This window comes from Bradyrhizobium sp. WSM1417, from assembly GCF_000515415.1.
GTDB lineage: Bacteria > Pseudomonadota > Alphaproteobacteria > Rhizobiales > Xanthobacteraceae > Bradyrhizobium.
In genome coordinates this window covers 4,439,005-4,460,462 of record NZ_KI911783.1, presented here as the reverse complement: position 1 = coordinate 4,460,462, position 21,458 = coordinate 4,439,005, and the positions used below count along the sequence as shown (strand labels likewise).

Sequence of the window (21,458 nt, the reverse complement as noted above, 5' to 3'; positions counted from 1 at the left end):
CAACACGGGCCACACTGCATGCGGCGATTTGGGCTGAACTACCCGCGAGGGTCAACCGGTCCGCACCTCATCGCCGAGGCGATTGCCCTCGATTGTGGTTCCCCGGCCACAGGTCGTAAATTGCAGATGACGACACCCGGCCCGGACTTGAAATTCGCGCGCGGCTTGCTAACCGGCGATTTTCATGTTGCAATATCGGACACAATCGGAATTGGCCGCTCGACTGTGCGTTTCGCGACATTGAGACTCAAGACTCGAACAGACTACCGGAAGCCCGTTTGTGGCGTGGCACGCGAAAAGCGGCCGCGTCGTTTTTGTATCTAGCGGAGGAGACTGAGGATGCCGCAAAAGGGCACCGTCAAATGGTTCAACCCGACCAAGGGCTATGGGTTCATCAAGCCGAACGGCAGTGACAAGGACGTCTTCGTCCACATCTCCGCCGTCGAACGCGCCGGACTCTCCACCCTCAATGAAAACCAGGTGGTTGAATACGACCTCGTGGAGAACCGCGGCAAAGCATCCGCGGAGAACCTCAAGGTCTCCTGACTTCTCTCGCGGTCCGCGAAAGAGATCATGACGTTGCCCCCGGCTCTGCCGGGGGTTTTTTGTTTCGGGGCGAGTGCATGGCTCAACAGTCCGGTTTTTACTCGGTCGCCAATGACACCAAATGGCGCGAACTGCGCGAAGCCGTGCTCGATCTTGCCCCGTCCGAACGACCTCAATTTCGTTGCAGGAACCTAAAAACGGGAGCCTGAGCCAGTGGGATGGCGAATGGTACTATCACTGGACAAGCGGCGGATGGGATTGAATCGAATGGGCAGAACTATCCGTTGAGACCGCGCCTCAGCGCGAGCGCGTCCGCGCAATCCTAAAACGCATCCGGTTTGCCGGAAGGGAAACGACTGAGGGGTTTTGCATCTACGGATATGTCCGCAATGGCGAGGCGGCAAATTATGTCGAGTAAGCCGGATCGGCTCAGCTCACCACCGGCGCAATCAAAAAATTCTCCGACGCCGCGCTGCCCGCTGTCTTGCACACATCGCCCTCGATCCGGATCTTGCCGGTGGCGAGCAGGCTCAGTGCTGCTGGATAGATGCGGTGCTCGACTTCGAGGATACGCTCCGACAGCGTGTCCGCCGTGTCGTGGTCGCTGACGGGAACCGCGCCCTGCATCACGATTGGGCCGGCGTCGGTCTCGGCGATCACGAAGTGCACCGTCGCGCCGGACAGCTTGACGCCGGCGCGCAAGGCTTGGCCGTGGGGGTCGAGACCGGGGAACGACGGCAGCAGCGAGGGATGGATGTTGAGCATCCGCCCGTACCAGGCCTTGGTGAATTCGGCCGTAAACAGGCGCATGAAGCCGCCGAGGCAAATCAGCTCGATGCCGTGCTGATCGAGCGCTGCTTGCAGCACCTTCTCGAAGCCGGCGCGGTCCTTGCCGAACGGCTTGCTTTCGATCACCAGCGTGTTCACGCCGCTCGCTTTGGCCATTTCCAGCCCCAGCGCATCGGCCTTGTTCGAGATGACGAGCGAAATCTCCGCCGGAAAATCCGGCGCGGCCGCGCCTTTGATCAGCGCAGCCATGTTGGAGCCGCGTCCGGAAATCAGGATGGCGACGCGGCGTTTCATCACAGCGCCGGTCATTACAGCGCCAGGTCGAGATGGCCGTTATAGACGACGCGATGCTCGCCTTCAGCCGGGATCACAGTACCGAGCTGTGCGACGGTCTCACCGGCATCGGCAAAGATCTCCACGACCTCTTCGACCTTGTCCGGCTCGACGATCGCGATCATGCCGATCCCGCAATTGAAGGTCCGCAGCATTTCGAGCTCGGCGATGCCGGCTTGGGCTGCCAGCCATTTGAACACCGGCAGCACCGGCAGGCGCGCCAGATCGATACCGACACCGAGATGGTTCGGCAGCACGCGCGGAATGTTGTCGGTGAAGCCACCACCGGTGATGTGGGCAAGCCCCTTCACCGCGCCGGTCTCGCGGATCGCACGCAGGCAGGATTTGACATAGAGCCGCGTCGGCGTCAGCAGCGCGCCGCCGAGCGTCATGACCGGCGCAAACGGCGCCTGCGCCCCGAAGCCGAGGCCGGATTGTTCCACGATCTTCCGCACCAGCGAGAAACCGTTGGAGTGCACACCCGATGAGGCGAGCCCGATCACAGCATCGCCGACGGCGATGTCCTTGCGCGGCAAGAGCGTGCCCCGCTCCGCGGCGCCGACCGCGAAGCCGCCGAGGTCGTAGTCGCCGTCCTTGTAGAGGCCGGGCATCTCGGCCGTCTCGCCGCCGATCAGGGCGCAGCCGGATTCGCGGCAGCCTTCGGCGACACCGGCGACGATCGATGCGGTCGCCTCCGGATCGAGCTTGCCGCATGCAAAATAGTCCAGGAAGAACAGCGGCTCGGCGCCCTGCACCACGAGGTCGTTGACACTCATGGCGACGAGATCGATGCCGATCCCGCCATGCAGGCCGGTCTCGATCGCAATTTTGACCTTGGTGCCAACGCCATCGGTCGCGGCCACCAGGATGGGATCCTTGAAACCGGCCGCCTTGAGGTCGAACAGGCCACCGAATCCGCCGATTTCGGCGTCGGCGCCGGCCCGCGCGGTTGCGCGCACCATCGGCTTGATCAGGTCGACCAGGCGGTTGCCCGCGTCGATATCGACGCCTGAATCGGCGTAAGTGAGGCCGTTTTTGCGGTCGGTCATGCCCGATTTCCAGTGGGTTTGCGGCTGGTTACGTCGAATTCCGGGGACGCGCAATGGCTCGCATGGCGCGCCTCCGTATACTATGTAGAGATATCAACCGGTTCAGCCTCCAAAGGGCCGAATTCGAGGTCAGGCCGGGTGCCGGGAAGCGCCGTGTGAGTATACCGAACATCATTACTTTGGGCCGCATCATGCTGGTCCCGATCATCGTCTGGGCCATCGTGTCGAGCCAAATGGAGGTGGCGTTCGCCGTCTTCCTGATCGCCGGGATCAGCGACGCGGTCGACGGCTTCCTTGCCAAGCGCTTCAATATGACGAGCGAGCTCGGCGCCTTGCTCGACCCGCTCGCCGACAAGGCGCTGCTGGTCTCGATCTACATGGCCTTGGGCATCTGGGGCGCGATTCCGCGCTGGATCGTCATCCTGGTGGTCTCGCGCGACATCATGATCGTCGCCGCCGTGATCATATCGTGGCTGTTCGACCGCCCTGTGGAGATGAAGCCCTCGAAGGTATCCAAGCTCAACACTGTGGCCCAGGTGGCGTTCGCGGCGCTGGTGCTGGCCGCCCTCGCCTTCGGCTTCAAAGCCGGTCCTTATGATATAATCCTGATGGGCCTCGTCACGATCTTCACGCTCTCCTCCGTGTCGCTCTATCTCGTTGAGTGGTTGCGGCACATGAGCACGATCGAGGCCAAGTGAGTTGGGAAGCGGCCCCGTAAAAGGCCAACTCCCGCTCGATGAAGTCGCATCTCGTCAAACGAAGCCGGCACGCCGGCACGGAGCAAAGCAAGCGTGCCAGGCCGCGTTCATCCCCGACAATTGGCGTTTTCGCTTCCGCATGCGGAGAGCCTGAGCCGGGACAATTTCCTCGAAGGCCCCGTCAATGCCGCCGGTCTTGCGCTGGTCGACGCCTGGCCGGAATGGCCGAACCGGATCATGTGGCTGGCCGGCCCGGAAGGAAGCGGCAAGAGCCATCTCGCCGCGATCTGGGCCGAGGCTTCAGGCGCCCGCTCGACCACGGCCAATGGGCTGACCGCCGAAGCCGTCCCGGCTGCGCTCGCCACCGGCGCGCTGGTGGTCGAGGACCCCAAGCCCAGGGAATTCGACGAGCGCGCCCTGTTCCATCTGATGAATCTGGCCCGCGAGGACGGCGCCTACGTCCTCTTCACCGGACGCGAGGCGCCCGCTTCTCTCGGGATCGAGCTTGCCGACCTGCGCTCGCGGCTCCGCGCCGTCCCCGTTATCTCGCTGCTGCCGCCTGACGATCAGCTCTTCCGAGGCCTGATCGTCAAATTCTGCGCCGACCGCCAGCTCGCGGTGGACGAGAGCGTAGTCAGCTACCTCGCCACTCGCCTGGAGCGGTCCTCGGCCGCCGCCCGACGGGCTGTGGACCTGCTGGACAGCGAGGCCCTGCGCCTCGGCCGCCCCGTCACAAGGGCCCTGGCGGCCGAGCTGCTCCGGGATGTCTGACCAAGGCGGCTTGACGCGGCCGGACGGCGGAACATCAATGTCATCGAAACGTCATCGCTCTAACACATGCTCCCGCGGGTTTTGCGCGTAAGTCGCAAATTGGGGCGAACTGGATGGATCGACTTCTGATGGACTCTGCGCAAGCTGTTGAAGTTAAAGAAAAAGCCCCGGAAGCCGAAGGCCCGCCGGCGATCGCATCGAGCCCCGAGCGGTTCATCAATCGCGAGCTCTCCTGGCTGCACTTCAACCGCCGCGTCCTGGAGGAATCGGTCAATCCCAGCCACCCCATGCTGGAGCGGGTGCGATTCCTGTCGATTTCAGCGAATAACCTCGACGAGTTCTTCATGGTCCGCGTCGCCGGCATCAAGGCCCAGGTGCGCGAGGGCATTGCCGAGCGCAGCCCCGACGGTCTGACCCCGTCCGAGCAGCTCGCGCTCATCAACCGGACCGTTTCGCAGCTTGCGTCCGACCAGCAGGCAATCTGGCGCGACCTGCGCGGCACGCTCGCCGACGAGGGCATCGTGCTGGTCGAGGGCAAGGAAGTGACCAAGGCGGAACGAACCTGGATCGAGGACTACTTCCTCAGCAACGTGTTCCCGCTGCTGACTCCGCTCGCGATCGACCCGGCCCACCCCTTCCCGTTCATTCCGAGCCTCGGCTTCACCATTGCGCTCCAGCTCACGCGCGCCGCCGACGGCAAGCAGATGAACGCGCTGATCCGCATGCCCGGCAAGATCGACCGCTTCATCCGTCTGCCGGCCGAGGGCAAGGTCGTCCGGCTGATCTCGCTGGAGCAGGCCACCGCCCTGTTCATCAACCGGCTGTTCCCCGGCTACAATCTGCACGGCCAGGGCGCATTCCGCGTCCTCCGCGACTCCGAACTCGAAATCGAGGAAGAGGCCGAGGATCTCGTCCGCCTGTTCGAGACCGCGCTGAAGCGCCGTCGCCGCGGCTCCGTGATCCGACTCGAGCTCGACGCCAAGATGCCGGAACAGCTGCGCAGCTTCGTGCAGCACGCGCTGTCGACCGCCGACGACGAGGTGTTTCTGGTCGACGGCGTGCTCGCCATGAACGAGCTCTCGCAGCTCACCCGCCTCGACCGGCCCGACCTGGAATTCACCCCTTATGTGCCGCGCCATCCCGAGCGCGTGCGCGAGCAAGGCGGCGACATCTTCGCTGCGATCCGACAGAAGGACCTCGTCGTCCATCACCCCTACGAATCCTTCGACGTCGTGGTGCAGTTTCTCCAGCAGGCCACGCGCGACCCCGACGTCGTCGCCATCAAGCAGACGCTCTACCGCACCTCCAGCAACTCGCCGATCGTGCGTGCGCTCGTGGAAGCCGCCGAAGCCGGCAAATCCGTCACCGCGCTGATCGAGCTGAAGGCCCGCTTCGACGAGGAGGCCAACATCCGCTGGGCGCGCGACCTCGAACGCGCCGGCGTGCAGGTCGTCTACGGCTTCCTCGAACTGAAGACGCACGCGAAACTCTCGATGGTGGTGCGCCGCGAGGGCGGCAGCCTCACGACCTACGTCCACACCGGCACCGGCAATTACCACCCGGTGACCGCGCGCATCTACACCGACCTCTCCTACTTCACCTCGGAGCCGACCATCGGCCGCGACGCCGCGCGCGTGTTCAACTTCATCACCGGCTACGCCGCGCCGAGCGATCTGGAAAAGATGGCGGTCTCGCCGCTGACCTTGCGCAAGCGCATCATCGAGCACATCCAGGGCGAGACCGCGCATGCGCGGCACGGCCGACCTGGTGCGATCTGGATGAAAATGAACGCGCTGGTCGACCCCGACATCATCGACGCGCTCTACGAGGCCTCACAGGCCGGCGTACAGGTCGAACTGGTGGTGCGCGGTATCTGCTGCCTGCGACCCGGCATTCCCGGACTGTCGGAGAACATTCGCGTCAAGTCGATCATCGGACGATTCCTCGAACACGGCCGAATCTACTGTTTCGGCATGGGCCAGGGCCTGCCGAGCGCGAAAGCGGCTGTGTATATCTCCTCGGCCGACATGATGCCGCGCAACCTCGACCGCCGCGTCGAGGTGCTGTGTCCGCTGCAAAATCCCACGGTGCATCAGCAGGTTCTCGAACAGATCATGGTCGCGAATCTCAAGGACAATGAACAGAGCTGGCAATTGTTGCCGGACGGGTCCTCAACGCGTATGAAGACCGCGAAGGGCGAGGAGCCTTTCAACGTCCACAACTACTTCATGACAAATCCGAGTCTGTCTGGCCGTGGTAAGTCGCTCAAGGAATCCTCGCCGCGCCGTCTCACGCGCCGTAATGAACGTCATCAATCCTGATCCGGGATCGTCGACGTGAAGCGGCCGCGCAAGCGCGGCTCGAGCGTCGCCGTCATCGACATCGGCTCCAACTCGGTCCGTCTCGTCGTCTACGAGGGACTGACGCGGAGCCTGATTCCGATCTTCAACGAGAAGACGCTGTGCGGGCTCGGGCGCGAGGTGCAGAGCACGGGACTGCTTGCACCCGACGCCGTCGACAAGGCGCTGACCTCGCTCAAGCGCTTCCGTGCGCTGTGCCGGGTGATGCAGGTCGGACGGGTGTTTGCGATTGCGACCGCCGCCTGCCGCGACGCCTCCAACGGCGCCGACTTCATCGCGAAAGCCGAGCGCATCTGCGCGGTGAAGATCGAGATCCTGTCAGGCCCGCGCGAGGCGCGGCTGTCAGCGCTCGGCGTGATCTCCGGCATCCACCAACCCGACGGCATCGTCGGCGACCTCGGCGGCGGCTCGCTCGAACTGATCGACGTGCGCAAAAACACCGTGCGCAGCGGCGTGACGCTGCCGCTCGGCGGGCTGGCGCTTCAGGACCTCGCGCATAAATCCCTGAAGCGCGCCGACCGCATCGTGCGCGAAGCGCTCGACGGGGTACCGCAGCTCAAGGCCGGGAGCGGCCGCAGCTTCTACGCCGTCGGCGGCACCTGGCGCGCGCTTGCGCGCATTCACATCATCCAGAGCGGCTATCCGCTCCAGGTGATGCACGGCTATTCGATTTCGGCGGCCGAGGCGCTCGATTTTTCGCGTCGCCTCCGCCGGCTTGCGGCCGCCAACATGCTTGCCGACATCGAGATCGTCGCCGATGCCCGCCGCCCGCTCCTCACCTATGCCGCACTGGTGCTCGAGCACATCATCCGGGTGGCGAAGCCGAAGACCATCGTGTTCTCGACCTTCGGCGTGCGCGAGGGCCTGCTGCACGAGAAGCTGCCGGAGTCCGAACGCAACAAGGACGGACTGATCTGCGCGGCCGAGGAGCTGAACCAGCTGCTGTCACGTTCGGCAAAGCACGCGCGCGAGCTGATCGCCTGGACCGACCGCCTCGCGCGCGTGGTGAAGCTGCGCGAGACCGAGGAGGACCGCCGTTTGCGCCACGCCGCGTGCCTGCTGTCCGACATCGGCTGGCGCGTGCATCCCGACCATCGCGGCGAGCAGACGCTGAGCCTCGTCGTCAACGGCAATTTCGGCGCAATCACCCACACCGAGCGCGCCTTCGTCGGCCTGTCCGTGTTCTATCGCTATGCGGGCCTCAGCGAGGAGAACCAGCCGCCGGTGGCCATGCAGGAGCTGCTGACGCCGGCGCAGCTCGAGCGCGCCCGCCTGCTGGGCGCGGCCTTCCGCGTCGCGCATCTGATCTCGGCGGCGCGTCCGGGCGTCTTGCCCGCAACGCATTTCCGCAGCGTGGGCCGCAAGCTGTTGCTGGTGTTCGAGCACCGCCTCGGCGATCTCGTCGCGGATCGCGTCGGCAGCCGCTTCCGCGCGCTCGCCCGGCTGATCAACCGCGCCGGCTCGATTGTCCGGCGGTGACAAACAGAAGCGGCGCGCAAGGCGACTGTGCGGGCGATCCGGATTTTTGACCAGGAGCAGCCATTCGATCGCGGCTGCCCTCCGGCGCGACGATGGCCTTCAGTCCGCCGAGCTCGGAGTCGGTGAGAACAAGCTGCCAACGATAGGCACTGAGCACGTCCTGAACGATGGCGAGGCCAAGGCCGGCACCCTCGCCGCGCTCGTCCAGCCTTGCACCGCGTTCGAGCACGCGGGCGCGTTCGGCGGACGCGATGCCCGGGCCGTCGTCCTCGACCGTGATCGCCGGATTCGCGGTGGCATCCGCGCCGATGCGCACTTGGCTCTTGGCGTGACGGGCGGCATTTTCAAGGAGATTGCCCAGCACCTCGGCCAGATCAGTGCGATCGAGCGGCACGCTCGGCTCGCCCTTTATGCAGGTCCTGAACTCAAGCCGCTGCGCAGTTGGTGTGCGCGCCAGGGTCAGCATCAGGGACTCGACGAGCGGTCTGAGGGGCGTGGAAATATGGCCGCGCTGTCGTGCCGTCCCCCGCGCCCGCGCACGTGCCAGCTCGCGATCGACGTGACGGCTCATCGCATCGCCGACGGATTCGATTGCCTGGGCGACGTCCTGCTCACCTCGCCGACGCAAAAGCGCGACATCGGCCGCGAGCGCTGCAAGCGGCGTTTTCAATCCGTGCGCCAAGTCAGCGGCGCGGCTGCGCGAACGCTCGATCTCGCGCTCCTGGGCATCGATCAGGCTGTTGACCTCTTCCACCAGAGGCTTCACTTCGGCAGGGACGTCGACGGGGAGATGCTTGCGCTGGCCGGAGCGGACGTCCGCGACACCGCGGCGAAGCGCGTCGAGCGGGCGCAAGCCCAGTCCGACCTGGATCGAGGTGGCCACTGCCAGCACGAGGCTCAGTAGGCCGAGCGCCAGCACCAGATCCCTGGCGAATTGCGCGGCGGCGGCCAACGCGCGGGCGAGATCGCCCGCCACTGCGACGCGCACCGGCGCACGGCGGTCGCTCACGGTGAGCAGCACGCGACGTTCACTGACCAGGAGCCGCGCGTTCGCGGGGCCAAGAATGACGTGACGGTGCAATTCGCCAGGCGACGGCTCATCCTGCGGCAAGTCCAACGCCGTGTCCCACAGCGAACGTGAACGCAGCACCTGGCCGTCGTCGTCAGATACCTGCCAGTACAAACCCGAAAGCGGGTCTGCAAACCGCGGGTCGGCCGGCGGCCGGCCCACCACCAGCTTGCCCTGCGCATCGACGTCAATACCCGCGAGGAGTTGCTTGAGATAGACGTCGAGGTCGTCGCCGATGCTGCGCGTGACGTGGCGCTCGAACAGCAGCGTCAGCCCGGCGCCGGCAATGGTCAGCGCGACCAGGATAGCTACGAATCCGCCAGCGATCAGTCGCAGCCGCAGCGAGCCCCGGCTCACGGCGTCCTCTCCGGTACCAGATAGCCGAAGCCGCGCCTGGTCTCAATCAGATCGGCACCAAGCTTCTTGCGCACGCGGCCGACCAGCACCTCGAGGGCGTTCGACTCATGGTCTTCGCCGTGGCCATAGACGTTTTCGTCGAGCTCGTGCTGCGACACGACGCGGCCTCGGTGGTGCAAGAGAAAGGCGATCAGGCGGTATTCCAACGGCGACAACGCGACGGGCACGCCGCGCAGCGTCACCTTCATCTGGCGCTCGTCGAGTTCCACCTCGCCGGCGACAATCTTTGGGGAGGCATGCCCCGCCGAGCGGCGCACGATCGACCGCAGCCGCGCCAGCAATTCCTCCATGCGGAACGGCTTGGTCAGGTAGTCGTCGGCGCCCGCGTCGATACCATCGACGCGCTCGGCCCAGCTGCCGCGCGCCGTCAGGATCAGAACCGGCATGGACCGTCCGTTCGCGCGCCAGCGCTTGAGAACGGCGAGGCCGTCCATGCCGGGCAAGCCGAGATCGAGGACGACGGCGCCGTAGTCCTCGGTGTCACCGCGAAACCAGGCTTCCTCGCCGTTGCGGACGGTTTCGACCACATAGCCGCCCGCGCGCAACGCCGTCTCCACATCGGCCGCGATCCGTCGGTCGTCCTCCACGAGCAGCAGGCGCATCACTTCTCCTTGATGCGTTCAATCTCGCCGCTGCGCGCGTCCACATACGCTTCGTAGAGGTGGCCCTTGTCTCCGACGATGCGAAGCTCGTAGATCCAGCGGCCGCGCTGACGCTCTATTTCGACGCCGGCAACCTCGCCCGGCAGCTTGCCACGGACGGATGCGAGGATATCGGCGAGTGACTTGATCTCGCCCGCCTCGACCGCACGGCGAACCGCGTCGGGCGCGCCCTTATCGTGGTCGCCTGCAGCCGCGGGCCCTGACGCGAGCACGACGCCCGCCAGCAATGGCACTGCGAGGAATCCCACAAGGCTAGCTGATTGCATGGACAAAGAATGCCCCAATCGACCTGACAAAACGCTGACGTGGATCAACAGGGGCCTGGCGGGGGCAGCGGACCCGGTCGCCGCCGCCTTCCGGGCCTGGAGCGTTGCCGCTCATTGGTCGCTTGGCTGACAATTCACTGACACGACCCAACAGGTGGCCGTCAGGGCTCTTCTGCCAATGTCCGCTCATCGCCTCGCCGAACAACGCGGCCGGGCGCCAAAAGCCGGAGAGAACCATGCGCAAGATCACCATGTTCACCACCATCGCCGCCTTGCTCGCAGCCGCCGCGACCGCTCACGCTGGCAGCCTCGGGCGTCCCTGCACTGCAGCGCCACAGACAAGCTGGCTGTCGCTCGAACAATTGCAGGCCAAGGTCGAAGCCCAAGGCTACAAAGTTCAGAAGGCCAAGCTCAAGAACGCCTGTGGTGAACTCTACACAATCGACAAGTCCGGCAGCCGGGTCGAGTTGTTCGTCGATCCGACCAGCGGCCAGATCGTCGGCCAGCTGTAAGGGTCAGCACCATGAGCGCCATTCGCGACGCGACCCTGGCCGGCGGCGAGAAGCCGCCGGCCTCGGTCAAGGTCTGGGACCCCTTCGTGCGCATTTTCCATTGGTCGCTGGCCGGGCTGTTTCTGCTCGCTTATGCGACCGGTGACGAGATCGAAAATGTCCATATCGCCGCCGGCTACATTATTGCCGGGTTGCTCGCGCTACGGATCGTGTGGGGCTTCGTGGGGCCGCGCCATGCGCGCTTTCGCGACTTCGTGCGTTCCCCGTGTGCGGTGCTCGCCTACATGCGCGACGTGGCGCTGCTGAGGGCGCCACGCTATCTCGGCCACAATCCAGCCGGTGGCACGATGGTGGTGGCGCTGATCGTCACGCTGCTCGGCACCTGCCTCACCGGTTACATGATGACGACCGGCAGCTTTTGGGGAGCAAAATGGGTGGAGGAGGTGCATGAGGCGTTGGCCAACCTCACGATCGGTCTCGTCGTCGTCCACGTGTTTGGCGTCCTGCTGGCGAGCTTCGAACACCGCGAGAGCTTGGTGAAAGCGATGATCACCGGGAGGAAGCGCCCATCATGAGCGAGGTTGTTTGGCCTTACTGCCGCCTCTCCGAGAGGTCGGACGGCAGCTTGGCTTCCATGGCCATGACCGAATTGCCTGAGGACGGCCGAAACGCTCCACGAACAGCGAGCAGCCTCCCACGATGGCTGGTGCGCTTGAGGCAAATCAACTCACCAACGCGCTGGTGGAGTAATCGAGACCTGCAGCCAATTGGCGCTTCTCTCGCCCGCAGGTGTGGGATCTTCCTCATGCGAGTCAGTCGCGGAACTCTCGTTCTCACCTCTTCTGGGGGTGCATTCGTTCGTGCGCTCATCGCCGTTGCATTGAGCTTGTTACCTTCCATGTCGATGGCGCAGGACGATGTGAAGCTGAGCGATGCGCAGGCGCGGAATCTAGGTGTGCGCGTGACCCATCCGATCGCGAGCCGGACCGACTTGACGCTGCCCTATCCGGTCCAAATCGTGATCCCGACGCCGCAACTATGGGTCGTCAGCGCACCGGTGTCCGGCATGGTCGCCAATCTCTGGGCCGGGCGCGGCGACCGCATCTCGGCCGGCCAGCCGCTGGTCACCCTCGAAAGCCCAAGCTTCGTCTCTCAACAGCGCGACTACCTGCACGCGATCGCACAGGAGCTTCTCGCCACTCAGCAGCTCAAGCGGAACGTCGATCTGTTCGAAGGCAAGGCTGTCCCGCAACGCGTGTTGGAAACGAGCCAGGCCGAGGCGCGTCAGGCTAATCTCGTCGTCGCCGAGCGGCGGCAGATGTTGCATCTGAGCGGGATGTCCGATGAGGCAATTTCGCGGCTGGCCCAGGAAGCGGCTATCAGCGGGACCCTCACGGTCAATGCGCCGCAGCCTGCATCGGTGGTCGATGTCATGGTATCGCCAGGACAGCGGCTCGAACAATCCACGCCGCTGGTCAAGCTGGCGCGGCTCTCGCCGCTATGGGCCGAAATCGCAGTTCCTGCCGCCAATATCCGAGCCATCCGCACGGGTGCGAATGTCGAGTTTGAGAATTATTCAACACCTGGCAAGGTCGTACTGGTCTCGGAGACCATCGACCCTGCTACCCAAACCATTCTGGTTCGCGCGGAAGTGCCTAACGACGGAGAGCTGCATCCCGGTCGGACGACCGCAGCCCGCATCGGCTTTCTCTCCGCCGGTGAAAGCGCCTGGGAGATTCCCTATAGCGGGCTGGTGCGGCGGGGCGAACAAACGTCGGTCTTTGTCGCGTTCGACGGCGGTTTTCGGTTGGTCCCGGTCAAGCTGGTTGCGGAAGATCAGGACCATGTTGTCGTGTCGGGCCCCGTGACAGATCAAGACGAGATCGCGATCGGCGGCATCTCGGCGCTTCGCGGCATTCTCTCGGGACTAGGACAGTAGATGCTCCGGCGACTGATCGCGTTCGCGCTTTCGCAGCGACTGTTCGTGATGCTGGGTGTGGTGCTGCTGGTCGGCACCGGCGTCGTCGTCCTGCCCACCCTGCCGATCGACGCGTTTCCCGACGTCTCGCCGGTCCAGGTGAAGATCATCATGAAGGCGGCGGGCCTCACCCCCGAAGAGGTCGAGCAGCGTATCACGGTCCCAATCGAGCTTGAACTGCTTGGATTGCCGAACAAGAAAGTCCTTCGTTCAACCACGAAATACGCATTGGCCGATATCACCGTCGATTTCGAAGACGGCACTGACATCTACTGGGCGCGCAACCAGGTGTCGGAACGGCTATCGAGCATCTCGCGTGATTTCCCTGACGGGGTGAGCGGCGGCCTTGCGCCGATCACGAGCCCCCTGGGCGAGATGTTCATGTTGACGATCGATAGTCCCGAACTTTCGCTCGCCGAGCGCCGGGGCCTGCTGGATTGGGTGATCCGTCCCGCCCTACGTACGGTCGCCGGTGTTGCCGACGTCAATGCGCTCGGCGGTTATGTTCGCGCCTTCGAGATCGTGCCGCGCAACGATGCGCTTGCCGCCCGCGGCATTTCGTATGACCTGTTCCGTCGGGCGATCGAAGCCAACAGTCGCAACGATGGCGCCGGACGGGTGAACCAGGGCGAGGACAGCACCTTGGTTCGGGTTGAAGGCAGCATCCGGTCGACAGAAGACATCAAGGCCATAGTCGTTGACGCGCGCGAGGGAGTGCCCATCCTGGTCAAGGACGTCGCGGACGTCCAGGTCGGGGCGCTGACCCGCTATGGCGCAGTCACGTCGGACGGGCACGGCGAGACCGTCGAGGGGCTGGTGCTCGGCTTGCGCGGCGCCAATGCGGGGCAGCTCGTCCGAGATGTACGTGCCCGACTTGCCGAACTGCAGCCCTCGCTGCCGAAGAGCGTTTCGATCAACGTGTTCTATGATCGCAGCCGGCTGGTCAACCGCGCCGTGGGCACGGTGATCAGGGCGCTCGGCGAGGCCACCGCCCTCGTCATCGTTCTTCTGCTGCTTTTCCTCGGCAACTGGCGGGCGTCGCTGGTGATTGCTCTCAGCCTGCCGCTGGCCATTCTCATGGCGCTCATCGTCATGCGTCTCGTGGGAATGTCGGCCAACCTGATGAGCCTGGGCGGACTTGCGATTGCGATCGGCATGTTGATCGACGCGCTGGTTGTCGTCGTCGAGAACATCGTTGGCAACCTCGGCAACCACGAACCGAGCAAGGCGACTCCGACGATCCACCTGGTGTACCGGTCGGTTTGCGAAGTCCTGGAGCCCGTCGCCTCGGGCGTCCTCATCATTATGATCGTGTTCGTACCCCTGCTGACCCTGCAGGGATTGGAAGGAAAGCTATTCATCCCCGTCGCACTGGCAATCATTTTCGCGCTCGCCGGCTCATTGCTGCTGGCGCTGACCGTGGTCCCGGTCGCGACCTCCTACCTGCTGAAGTCCGCGTCACATCGCGATCCCCTGCTGATACGCGCGGCACAGCGGATCTATGCACCGGCGCTGGACTGGGCTTTGGACAACGAGCGCAAGGTGATTGCTGCGGCGCTGATCGCCCTGCTCGCTGCGGGCTACGGTTATACAAAGCTCGGCAAGACCTTCATGCCGACGATGGACGAAGGCGACATTATCGTCAGCGTGGAGACGCTTCCTTCCGCCAACCTCGACGAGTCGCTGGATATAAATAAAAGGCTCCAGACCGCACTTCTTGCCGTACCTGATATCGCCGGTATCGTCGCACGGACCGGGTCGGACGAGCTTGGCCTCGATCCCATGGGCCCCAACCAGACCGACACGTTCCTCGTGCTTAAGCCGGCCGCCGAGAGACAGACAGACAGTCGCGAGGCCCTGCTGCAGAAGCTTCGTGAGGTTCTGAACGGCTTTCCCGGTATCTCGCTCAGCTTCACCCAGCCGATCGACATGCGCGTGCAGGAGATGATCAGTGGCGTGCGCGGCGACGTCGCGGTCAAGGTCTTCGGCCCCGACATCGCCAGATTGAACGAAATCGCGGCAAAGCTGTCGGGCATCCTATCCGGCATAGAGGGTGCCGAGGACGTCTACACCACGCTCAACGAAGGCGCCGAATATTACACGGTGGCCGTAAATCGAATGGAGGCCGGCCGCCTCGGCCTGACGGTGGACTCCATAGCGAACTCGCTCCGCACGCAGATCGAGGGCCGAACGATCGGGACCGCGCTCGAGGGGGGACGGCGCACGCCGATCCTCATCCGCGGCAGCAAGACGACCAGGGAGGCGCCGACGCTGTTGGCGAGCCTTCCAATGACGCTCGCTTCCGGACAGCATGTGGCGCTGTCGCAGGTCGCCCGAATTCAACGCGTGGACGGCCCCGTGAAAATCGACCGGGAAGACGGCGCGCGGATGAGCGTGGTTCGCGCCAACGTCCGGGGCCGCGATATGGTGGGCTTCGTCGAAGCGGCGCGCCAGAAAGCCGCCGAACTCCCGCTCCCGGAAGGCTACCGGCTGACGTGGGGCGGGCAATTCGAGAACCAGCAACGTGCCGCCGCACGCCTGTCCGTTGTGGTGCCGGTCGCGATCGGTCTGATCTTCCTGCTGCTCTTCACCACATTCGGCGCCATACGACAGGCCTTGCTGGTCCTCGTCAACATTCCCTTTGCCCTGATCGGGGGCGTCTTCGCACTGGTTCTGACCGGCGAATATCTTTCAGTACCAGCCTCTGTCGGCTTCATCGCGCTGCTCGGCATCGCCGTTCTCAATGGTGTCGTCCTGGTCTCTTATTTCAATCAGCTGCGGGCCCGCGGCCTGAGGGAGGATCGGATCGTCGTCGAAGGCGCAATGCGCAGGCTTCGGCCAGTGCTGATGACCGCGAGCATCACAGCCTTTGGCTTGATCCCGCTGCTGTTTGCCTCCGGTCCAGGATCCGAAGTCCAGCGACCGCTCGCGGTTGTCGTGATCGGAGGGCTCCTGTCGTCCACCCTGCTCACTCTGATTCTCTTGCCGATCCTGTATCGCCGCTATGGCGGGACGTCGAAGGTGACCTGATGATCGACCAGCCGGTCTGCCTCACGCTGATCTTGTCTCGCCAACTATGTGACGAGGTGTTCGACTATCTTACCGAGCAGACCGACCTGGTTTCGGGATTCACCGCATTGCACGGGGCCGGTCACGGCGCCGAAGTTCGATTGCACACGGCGGCCGAACGCGTGAAGGGCAACGCCGATCAGGCCATCGTGCAGATCGTCCTAGCGAGGAGCGATGCTGGCCGCTTGCTCGACCGACTGCGAGTTCCGTTCGCCGGGACCAAGATCGTCTACTGGACGACGCCCGTGACGGAGTTCGGCGCGATCGACTGAAGCAACCTATTCCGCCGAGGCCTTGGCGTGGCGTTCGGACGACTCCAGCGCGGCCGCGGTCATGCTGCGCCGGCGCCAGATGGAGCCGACGGCCAGCACGACGACGACCCCGAGAGCTGCGCAGAGATATTCGCCGCCTCCGCCGCCATGGGCGAATTGCGGCGGGATGCGCAAGGCGCCGAGCATGTTGTCCAGCGACGCGCCGAACGGACCGTCAAACAGCGTGTGCAGCCTCGGCGCGATGCCGGGATCGGTCGCGATCACCTCGCCCGCAATCCAGCCGAGCAGCGCCGCGCCGGCCCACACCAGAACCGGCAGCTTTGCGAGCAGCGCCATGATCAGCGCCGCACCAGCGACGATCAAGGGCACGCTGATAGCGAGGCCGAGCACCAGCAGGGGCGCGCTGCCATTGGCGGCCGCGGCCACCGCAATGACGTTGTCCAGGCTCATGACGATGTCGGCGACGACGACGATCTGCACGGCCTGCCACAGATGCGAAGCCGACTCGACGCCGCCCTCGTCCTCTTGTTCCGGCACCAGCAGCTTTGCCGCAATCACGATCAGCGCAAGACCGCCGACCAGCTTGAGGTACGGCAGCTCCATCAGGCTCGCGACGATGCCCGTGAAGATGATCCGCAGCAACACCGCGGCGCCGGCACCGAGGATCATGCCCCATAGCCGATGCCGCGGCTTGAGGCCGCGGCAGGCGAGCGCGATCACCAGCGCATTGTCGCCGGACAAGAGGATGTTGATCCAGATGATCTTGCCGACTGCGACCCAGAAGGTCGGTTCGGCCATCTCAACGCGGAACTGGGTGAAGAATGCCCCGATCGTAGCGGGATCGAAGATCTGCCAGAGCCAGTTCACACTACGTCCTTTCGCCGCGTCTCGTTAACTTATCGGCTGACGGATCAGCCGACGATCTCGTTGCCCGAGAAGAACTGCGCGATCTCGATCGCGGCGGTTTCCGGCGCATCCGAACCGTGCGCGGAGTTCTCGCCGATCGACTTTGCGTAGAGCTTGCGGATGGTGCCGTCAGCCGCCTTGGACGGATCGGTCGCGCCCATCACGTCGCGATACTTGGAGACGGCACCCTCGCCTTCCAGCACCTGGACCACCACCGGCCCCGAGGTCATGAAGTCCACGAGCTCACCGAAGAAGGGGCGCGCCTTGTGGACCGCATAGAAGGTCTCGGCCTGTTCCTTGGTCATGCGGATGCGCTTCTGCGCGACGATGCGCAGGCCCGCCTTCTCGATCACGGCGTTAACCGCACCGGTGAGGTTACGCGCGGTGGCGTCGGGCTTGATGATCGAGAAGGTGCGTTCGATGGCCATGATCTTGTCCTTGAAGAGAAAACGGTGGTTCGGAGTTGCCGGGCTTATATCGGCGCGTTCGCCATACGGCAAGCGACCGCCAAAATCGCCTCGCGGGCGCTTCGCCGCAGGCCAAGGACGAGTGTTCACCTGAACCGATACTTGTAGATGGCGGCGATCTGGGCGTCCGAAGGTCGGCGTCAGGCTTAGGGCCGCTTTCGACCCCGTGACGTTGAGTGCTGACCTCTCATGTCTCGATTCGCCGGCGAGACGGGAATCAGGTGTTCACCCCTTCGTGCGAACGCTCCATGGCACGCTTGTAGGCGTCGCGGCCGGTGGTGCGGGCGAGATAGGCCTGTTCGACGTCGCCGAGGGTTATCCCGCAGTTCCGTTGGCCCAGGTTCAGGGCGTAGGTCACCGAGATGTCGGCGGCTGTGAAAGCCTCGCCGGCAAGGTAGGACGAGTCGGCAAGCCGTTGGCTGACAAGCTTTAGCCGCTTCTGGAACGACTGCAGGCACCAGGTCGCGCCCCAGTTCTCCCGTTCGGCATCGGGCGCGATGAAGCGGCTGACGACGACGGGCATCATCAGGGTCGCGAGGCCGGCTTCGCCCAGGTGCAGAAATTGCTGGTAGGCGGGGAACGCCGGGTCCTGCGGCGCGGGCGCCAGCGGCGTCGGCCCGTAGCGGGCCATCAGGTACTCCATGATCGCGATCGACTCGACCATGACCACGTCGCCGTCCTGGATCGCCGGGATGTAGTCAGCGGGATTGACAGCCAGGAATTCGGGGTCCTGCTTGGCGGCTAGCATGTCCACCTGCCGCACGCGGTAGGGAAGGCCCATCTCCTCCAGCACCCATACGATCCGGATCGATCGCGAGGTCTGTCCGCCCCAAACAGTGATCACGCGAAGGCCCTTTCCTGGTGTGACTGAGGATCGACCATAGCGGACCCTATATGACCGTGGCACTCAAGGCAGACGCGAAGCTTAGCTTCAGCGTGGTCTCCTTCCCGCCCATTGCGGACGCGTGGTGGGTCCCCCTTTCAGGGTTGGAATTCCAACATGGATTACGACGATTTCACCCAAATGAACCCAATCTGAAGGTCTCGTCAGGGTTTGGTTCAGCCTCGCTCGGATAACCTCAGGTCCATCGAAACCAAAGCCTCCTCCCGAGGCGGACCGTTTCGGCGGCCTTTCCATCGACGCGATAGCCCCGCGCCGGCAGTTTTGAGGAGATCACCATGTTGAGGAAACTTTCGCTCGCCGCAGTTGCCGCGGTCGCGCTTGGTGCCGCGCTGGCGCCGACCTCCGCGTCCGCTCATTGGCATGGCGGCGGCGGCTGGCACGGCGGCGGTGGCTGGCACCACGGCCACGGCTGGGGTGGACCGCGCTTTTATGCCCGCGGCCCCGTCGTCTCCTACGGCTATGGCGGCTGCTATGTGCGCCGGCTGGTCCCGACCCCCTGGGGACCCCGCTGGCGGATGATCAACCGCTGCTACTGAGCCCGACAGCACCTTTCCACGAACCTGCCAAGGGTACCTGAGCCCCCAAAGGTACCTTCCAAGCGAAGCCCCGGCGTCCCCCAGCGCCGGGGCTTTGTATTCGCAGGAGGACATTGCGCGGCTTCACACAATTTTTGCTAGAATACCGCGCAATCGCCGCGAGTGGCGAAACCATTTGGGCGCCAAGGACTTGGTACCGTATCGCTTCTTTGAGAACACGGAACCCCGCGATGGTTAGCCTTTTCGCCGATGACAGCGAGCAAATCGACCGGCGCACCAGCCGCTCGATACGCGATGCGGTGGGCGAACGGCTCCAGCAGAGCCTGCGGCCCGAAGCCAGGCTGCCGACGCACCTCGAGCAACTCCTCAATGAGCTGAAGCAGCGCGAGCGCGATTCGCACTGAGTTGACGAGCACTGGCCCGTGGACACGGAAAAACGGGTTGCGTTTGATCGCGGGTGCGGTGACAAGGCCGCATGCTTGCCATCACCGACCTCTCCATCCGCCTCGCCGGACGCCTTCTGATTGACCAGAGTTCCGTACAGATCACGCCCGGATCCCGCGTCGGCATGGTCGGTCGCAACGGCACCGGCAAATCGACCCTGTTCAAGGTGATCCGCGGCGAGCTCGCCGTCGAGCACGGCACGGTGACCCTGCCGCCCCGTTGGCGCGTCGGCAGCCTAGCGCAGGAAGCGCCGAACGGCCCCGAGAGCCTGATCTCGGTCGTGCTCAAGGCCGACCTGGAACGCGACGCGCTGCTCACCGAGGCCGAGAGCGCGACCGACCCGCACCGGATCGCCGAGATCCAGACCCGGCTGGTCGACATCGACGCGCATTCGGCACCGAGCCGCGCCGCCGCCATCCTCTCCGGCCTCGGCTTCTCCGCCACCGACCAGCTCCGCCCCTGCGCCGAATTCTCCGGCGGCTGGCGCATGCGGGTTGCGCTCGCCGCAACGCTGTTCGCGGCGCCCGACCTGTTGCTGCTCGACGAGCCCACCAACTATCTCGACCTCGAAGGCACGCTGTGGCTTGAGGATCACCTCGCGCATTATCCGCGCACCGTGATCGTGATCAGCCACGACCGCGACCTGCTGGAAAGCTCGGTCGACCAGATCCTGCATCTGGATCGCAACAAGCTCACGCTTTACAAAGGCACCTACTCCTCCTTCGAGGAGCAGCGCGCCATGCGCGAGATGCTCGATGCCAAAGCGGTCAAGCGCCAGGAAGCCGAACGCGCGCGCCTGCAGGCCTTTGTCGACCGCTTCAAAGCCAAAGCCTCGAAAGCCCGCCAGGCGCAGTCCCGTGTGAAAATGCTGGAGCGGCTGAAGCCGATCACGGCGCTGGTCACCCAGGATGTGCGCGAGATCAGCTTTCCCGCGCCGGAGAAAATCCTGTCGCCGCCGATCATCGCCGCCGACAACGTCGTGGTCGGCTACGATCCGAACACACCCGTGCTGAACCGGGTCACCTTGCGCGTCGACAATGACGACCGCATCGCGCTGCTCGGCTCCAATGGCAACGGCAAGTCGACCCTTGTGAAACTGCTCGCCGGCCGCCTCGCGCCGTTCTCGGGCAAAGTGACCCGCGCCGACAAGCTCTCGATTGCCTATTTCGCGCAGCACCAGCTCGACGAACTGAACGAGGATGCCTCGACCTACGACCACGTCCGCAAGCTGATGGGCGAGGCGCCCGAAGCGAAAGTACGCGCCCGCGCCGGCGCGATCGGCTTTTCCGGCAAAGCGGCCGACACCAAGGTTGGAAAATTGTCGGGCGGCGAGAAGGCGCGGCTCCTGCTGGGACTTGCGACCTTCTTCGGCCCCAACATGATCATCCTGGACGAGCCGACCAACCATCTCGACATCGACAGCCGCGCCGCGCTCGCCGAAGCCATCAACGAATTCCCCGGCGCCGTCATCATGGTTTCGCACGACCGCTATCTGATCGAGTCCTGCGCCGATCAACTCTGGATCGTCGCCGACCGCACCGTGACCAATTACGACGGCGACCTCGACGAATATCGCCGCCTGGTGCTGTCCGCGCGCAATGGCGAGCCCGCCCCGCGCGAGCGCAGCGCGGCGAGCGAGAAGCCGCAGCGTCCGAGATCGGACAATCGCGGCTCGCTGAAAAAACGTATCGCGGAAGCCGAAACCGAGATCGCCCGCGTCAGCGCAATCATCAGCAAGATCGACACTGCGCTGGCCCTGCCCGACATCTTCACCCGCGACCCCAAGCAGGCCGCGCAACTATCGAAAGCACGCGCCAATGCGGCCGACGCGCTGGCGCGCGCCGAGGAGCAGTGGCTCGAGGCGAGCACGCAGTTCGACGAGGCGGCGGGTTGACGCCTCCACGACCGGGCCGACATTAAAATCGCGAAAA

Annotated in this window: 22 protein-coding genes; 14 read left to right on the top strand and 8 right to left on the bottom strand. The window is 64.5% G+C overall.

From position 1 onward, the window contains the following. Positions 1–339: 339 nt before the first annotated feature. On the top strand, positions 340–546 hold the full coding sequence (locus BRA1417_RS0121330) for a cold-shock protein (RefSeq protein WP_007591938.1): 207 nt from the start codon (positions 340–342) through the stop codon (positions 544–546). Positions 547–623: 77 nt separating this feature from the next. Further along, positions 624–755: a DUF6678 family protein gene (locus BRA1417_RS46320; protein WP_371260000.1), complete on the top strand. Its 132-nt coding sequence runs from the start codon at positions 624–626 to the stop codon at positions 753–755. A 220-nt stretch (positions 756–975) separates the two neighbouring features. Here BRA1417_RS46320 and purN read toward each other — a convergent pair whose 3' ends face one another. Continuing rightward, the gene (gene purN, locus BRA1417_RS0121325) at positions 976–1,629 is read right to left on the bottom strand and encodes a phosphoribosylglycinamide formyltransferase (protein WP_027517560.1); all 654 of its coding nucleotides are present in this window, start codon (positions 1,627–1,629) and stop codon (positions 976–978) included. Positions 1,630–1,643: 14 nt separating this feature from the next. Then, positions 1,644–2,717, bottom strand: coding sequence for a phosphoribosylformylglycinamidine cyclo-ligase (gene purM, locus BRA1417_RS0121320; protein ID WP_027517559.1), 1,074 nt, complete (start codon positions 2,715–2,717; stop codon positions 1,644–1,646). Between the two features lie 155 nt (positions 2,718–2,872). Between purM and BRA1417_RS0121315 the strand changes: the two genes are divergently transcribed. The 4 genes from BRA1417_RS0121315 (at position 2,873) to ppx (ending at position 8,025) form a co-directional block, all read left to right on the top strand. Further along, the gene (locus BRA1417_RS0121315) at positions 2,873–3,415 is read left to right on the top strand and encodes a CDP-alcohol phosphatidyltransferase family protein (protein WP_027517558.1); all 543 of its coding nucleotides are present in this window, start codon (positions 2,873–2,875) and stop codon (positions 3,413–3,415) included. A gap of 93 nt (positions 3,416–3,508) precedes the next feature. Then, a complete protein-coding gene (locus BRA1417_RS0121310) occupies positions 3,509–4,186 on the top strand; it encodes a DnaA ATPase domain-containing protein (protein WP_027517557.1) in 678 nt (225 codons plus the stop codon). Positions 4,187–4,314: 128 nt separating this feature from the next. Next, entirely contained in the window at positions 4,315–6,507 is a 2,193-nt protein-coding gene (locus tag BRA1417_RS0121305) for an RNA degradosome polyphosphate kinase (RefSeq protein WP_027517556.1), read from the top strand. Between the two features lie 15 nt (positions 6,508–6,522). Then, entirely contained in the window at positions 6,523–8,025 is a 1,503-nt protein-coding gene (gene ppx / locus BRA1417_RS0121300; RefSeq protein WP_027517555.1) for an exopolyphosphatase, read from the top strand. On the opposite strand, the gene BRA1417_RS40645 is transcribed toward ppx, so the two are convergent. The 3 genes from BRA1417_RS40645 to BRA1417_RS0121285 are packed head-to-tail and all read right to left on the bottom strand — an operon-like array spanning position 7,994 to position 10,400. Then, positions 7,994–9,451: a sensor histidine kinase gene (locus tag BRA1417_RS40645; protein ID WP_051448359.1), complete on the bottom strand. Its 1,458-nt coding sequence runs from the start codon at positions 9,449–9,451 to the stop codon at positions 7,994–7,996. The two genes, ppx and BRA1417_RS40645, sit on opposite strands and share 32 nt — an antisense overlap. Beyond that, complete coding sequence (locus BRA1417_RS0121290) at positions 9,448–10,113, bottom strand: response regulator transcription factor (protein ID WP_027517554.1); 666 nt, start codon at positions 10,111–10,113, stop codon at positions 9,448–9,450. Before BRA1417_RS0121290 ends, BRA1417_RS40645 begins: the two co-directional genes overlap by 4 nt. Beyond that, positions 10,113–10,400, bottom strand: coding sequence for a PepSY domain-containing protein (locus tag BRA1417_RS0121285; protein ID WP_084462268.1), 288 nt, complete (start codon positions 10,398–10,400; stop codon positions 10,113–10,115). The genes BRA1417_RS0121290 and BRA1417_RS0121285 overlap by 1 nt, the downstream gene beginning before the upstream one ends. Before the next feature lie 275 nt (positions 10,401–10,675). Here BRA1417_RS0121285 and BRA1417_RS0121280 point away from each other — a divergent pair, with 275 nt between their 5' ends. The 5 genes from BRA1417_RS0121280 (at position 10,676) to BRA1417_RS0121260 (ending at position 16,270) form a co-directional block, all read left to right on the top strand. Beyond that, positions 10,676–10,951, top strand: coding sequence for a PepSY domain-containing protein (locus tag BRA1417_RS0121280; protein ID WP_027517552.1), 276 nt, complete (start codon positions 10,676–10,678; stop codon positions 10,949–10,951). 11 nt (positions 10,952–10,962) lie between these two features. After that, positions 10,963–11,526, top strand: a complete 564-nt coding sequence (locus BRA1417_RS0121275; RefSeq protein WP_027517551.1) for a cytochrome b/b6 domain-containing protein — start codon at positions 10,963–10,965, stop codon at positions 11,524–11,526. 323 nt (positions 11,527–11,849) lie between these two features. Further along, on the top strand, positions 11,850–12,890 hold the full coding sequence (locus tag BRA1417_RS0121270) for an efflux RND transporter periplasmic adaptor subunit (protein ID WP_371260023.1): 1,041 nt from the start codon (positions 11,850–11,852) through the stop codon (positions 12,888–12,890). Then, positions 12,891–15,959: an efflux RND transporter permease subunit gene (locus BRA1417_RS0121265; RefSeq protein WP_027517549.1), complete on the top strand. Its 3,069-nt coding sequence runs from the start codon at positions 12,891–12,893 to the stop codon at positions 15,957–15,959. Next, on the top strand, positions 15,959–16,270 hold the full coding sequence (locus tag BRA1417_RS0121260; RefSeq protein ID WP_027517548.1) for a DUF3240 family protein: 312 nt from the start codon (positions 15,959–15,961) through the stop codon (positions 16,268–16,270). The genes BRA1417_RS0121265 and BRA1417_RS0121260 overlap by 1 nt, the downstream gene beginning before the upstream one ends. Before the next feature lie 6 nt (positions 16,271–16,276). Here the strand turns inward: BRA1417_RS0121260 and BRA1417_RS0121255 are convergent, their stop codons facing one another. The 3 genes from BRA1417_RS0121255 to BRA1417_RS0121245 all read right to left on the bottom strand — a co-directional run bounded on the left by BRA1417_RS0121255 (position 16,277) and on the right by BRA1417_RS0121245 (position 18,487). Then, entirely contained in the window at positions 16,277–17,137 is an 861-nt protein-coding gene (locus BRA1417_RS0121255) for a TerC family protein (protein WP_027517547.1), read from the bottom strand. Positions 17,138–17,181: 44 nt separating this feature from the next. Continuing rightward, on the bottom strand, positions 17,182–17,604 hold the full coding sequence (gene ndk, locus BRA1417_RS0121250) for a nucleoside-diphosphate kinase (protein WP_007591953.1): 423 nt from the start codon (positions 17,602–17,604) through the stop codon (positions 17,182–17,184). A gap of 256 nt (positions 17,605–17,860) precedes the next feature. Beyond that, positions 17,861–18,487, bottom strand: a complete 627-nt coding sequence (locus tag BRA1417_RS0121245) for a glutathione S-transferase family protein (RefSeq protein ID WP_027517546.1) — start codon at positions 18,485–18,487, stop codon at positions 17,861–17,863. 335 nt (positions 18,488–18,822) lie between these two features. Here BRA1417_RS0121245 and BRA1417_RS0121240 point away from each other — a divergent pair, with 335 nt between their 5' ends. From BRA1417_RS0121240 to BRA1417_RS0121230, 3 genes are all read left to right on the top strand, one after another. Then, the gene (locus BRA1417_RS0121240; RefSeq protein WP_027517545.1) at positions 18,823–19,083 is read left to right on the top strand and encodes a hypothetical protein; all 261 of its coding nucleotides are present in this window, start codon (positions 18,823–18,825) and stop codon (positions 19,081–19,083) included. Positions 19,084–19,313: 230 nt separating this feature from the next. Continuing rightward, on the top strand, positions 19,314–19,487 hold the full coding sequence (locus BRA1417_RS44865; RefSeq protein ID WP_007609361.1) for a hypothetical protein: 174 nt from the start codon (positions 19,314–19,316) through the stop codon (positions 19,485–19,487). Positions 19,488–19,558: 71 nt separating this feature from the next. After that, a complete protein-coding gene (locus BRA1417_RS0121230) occupies positions 19,559–21,421 on the top strand; it encodes an ABC-F family ATP-binding cassette domain-containing protein (protein WP_027517544.1) in 1,863 nt (620 codons plus the stop codon). Positions 21,422–21,458: the final 37 nt, after the last annotated feature.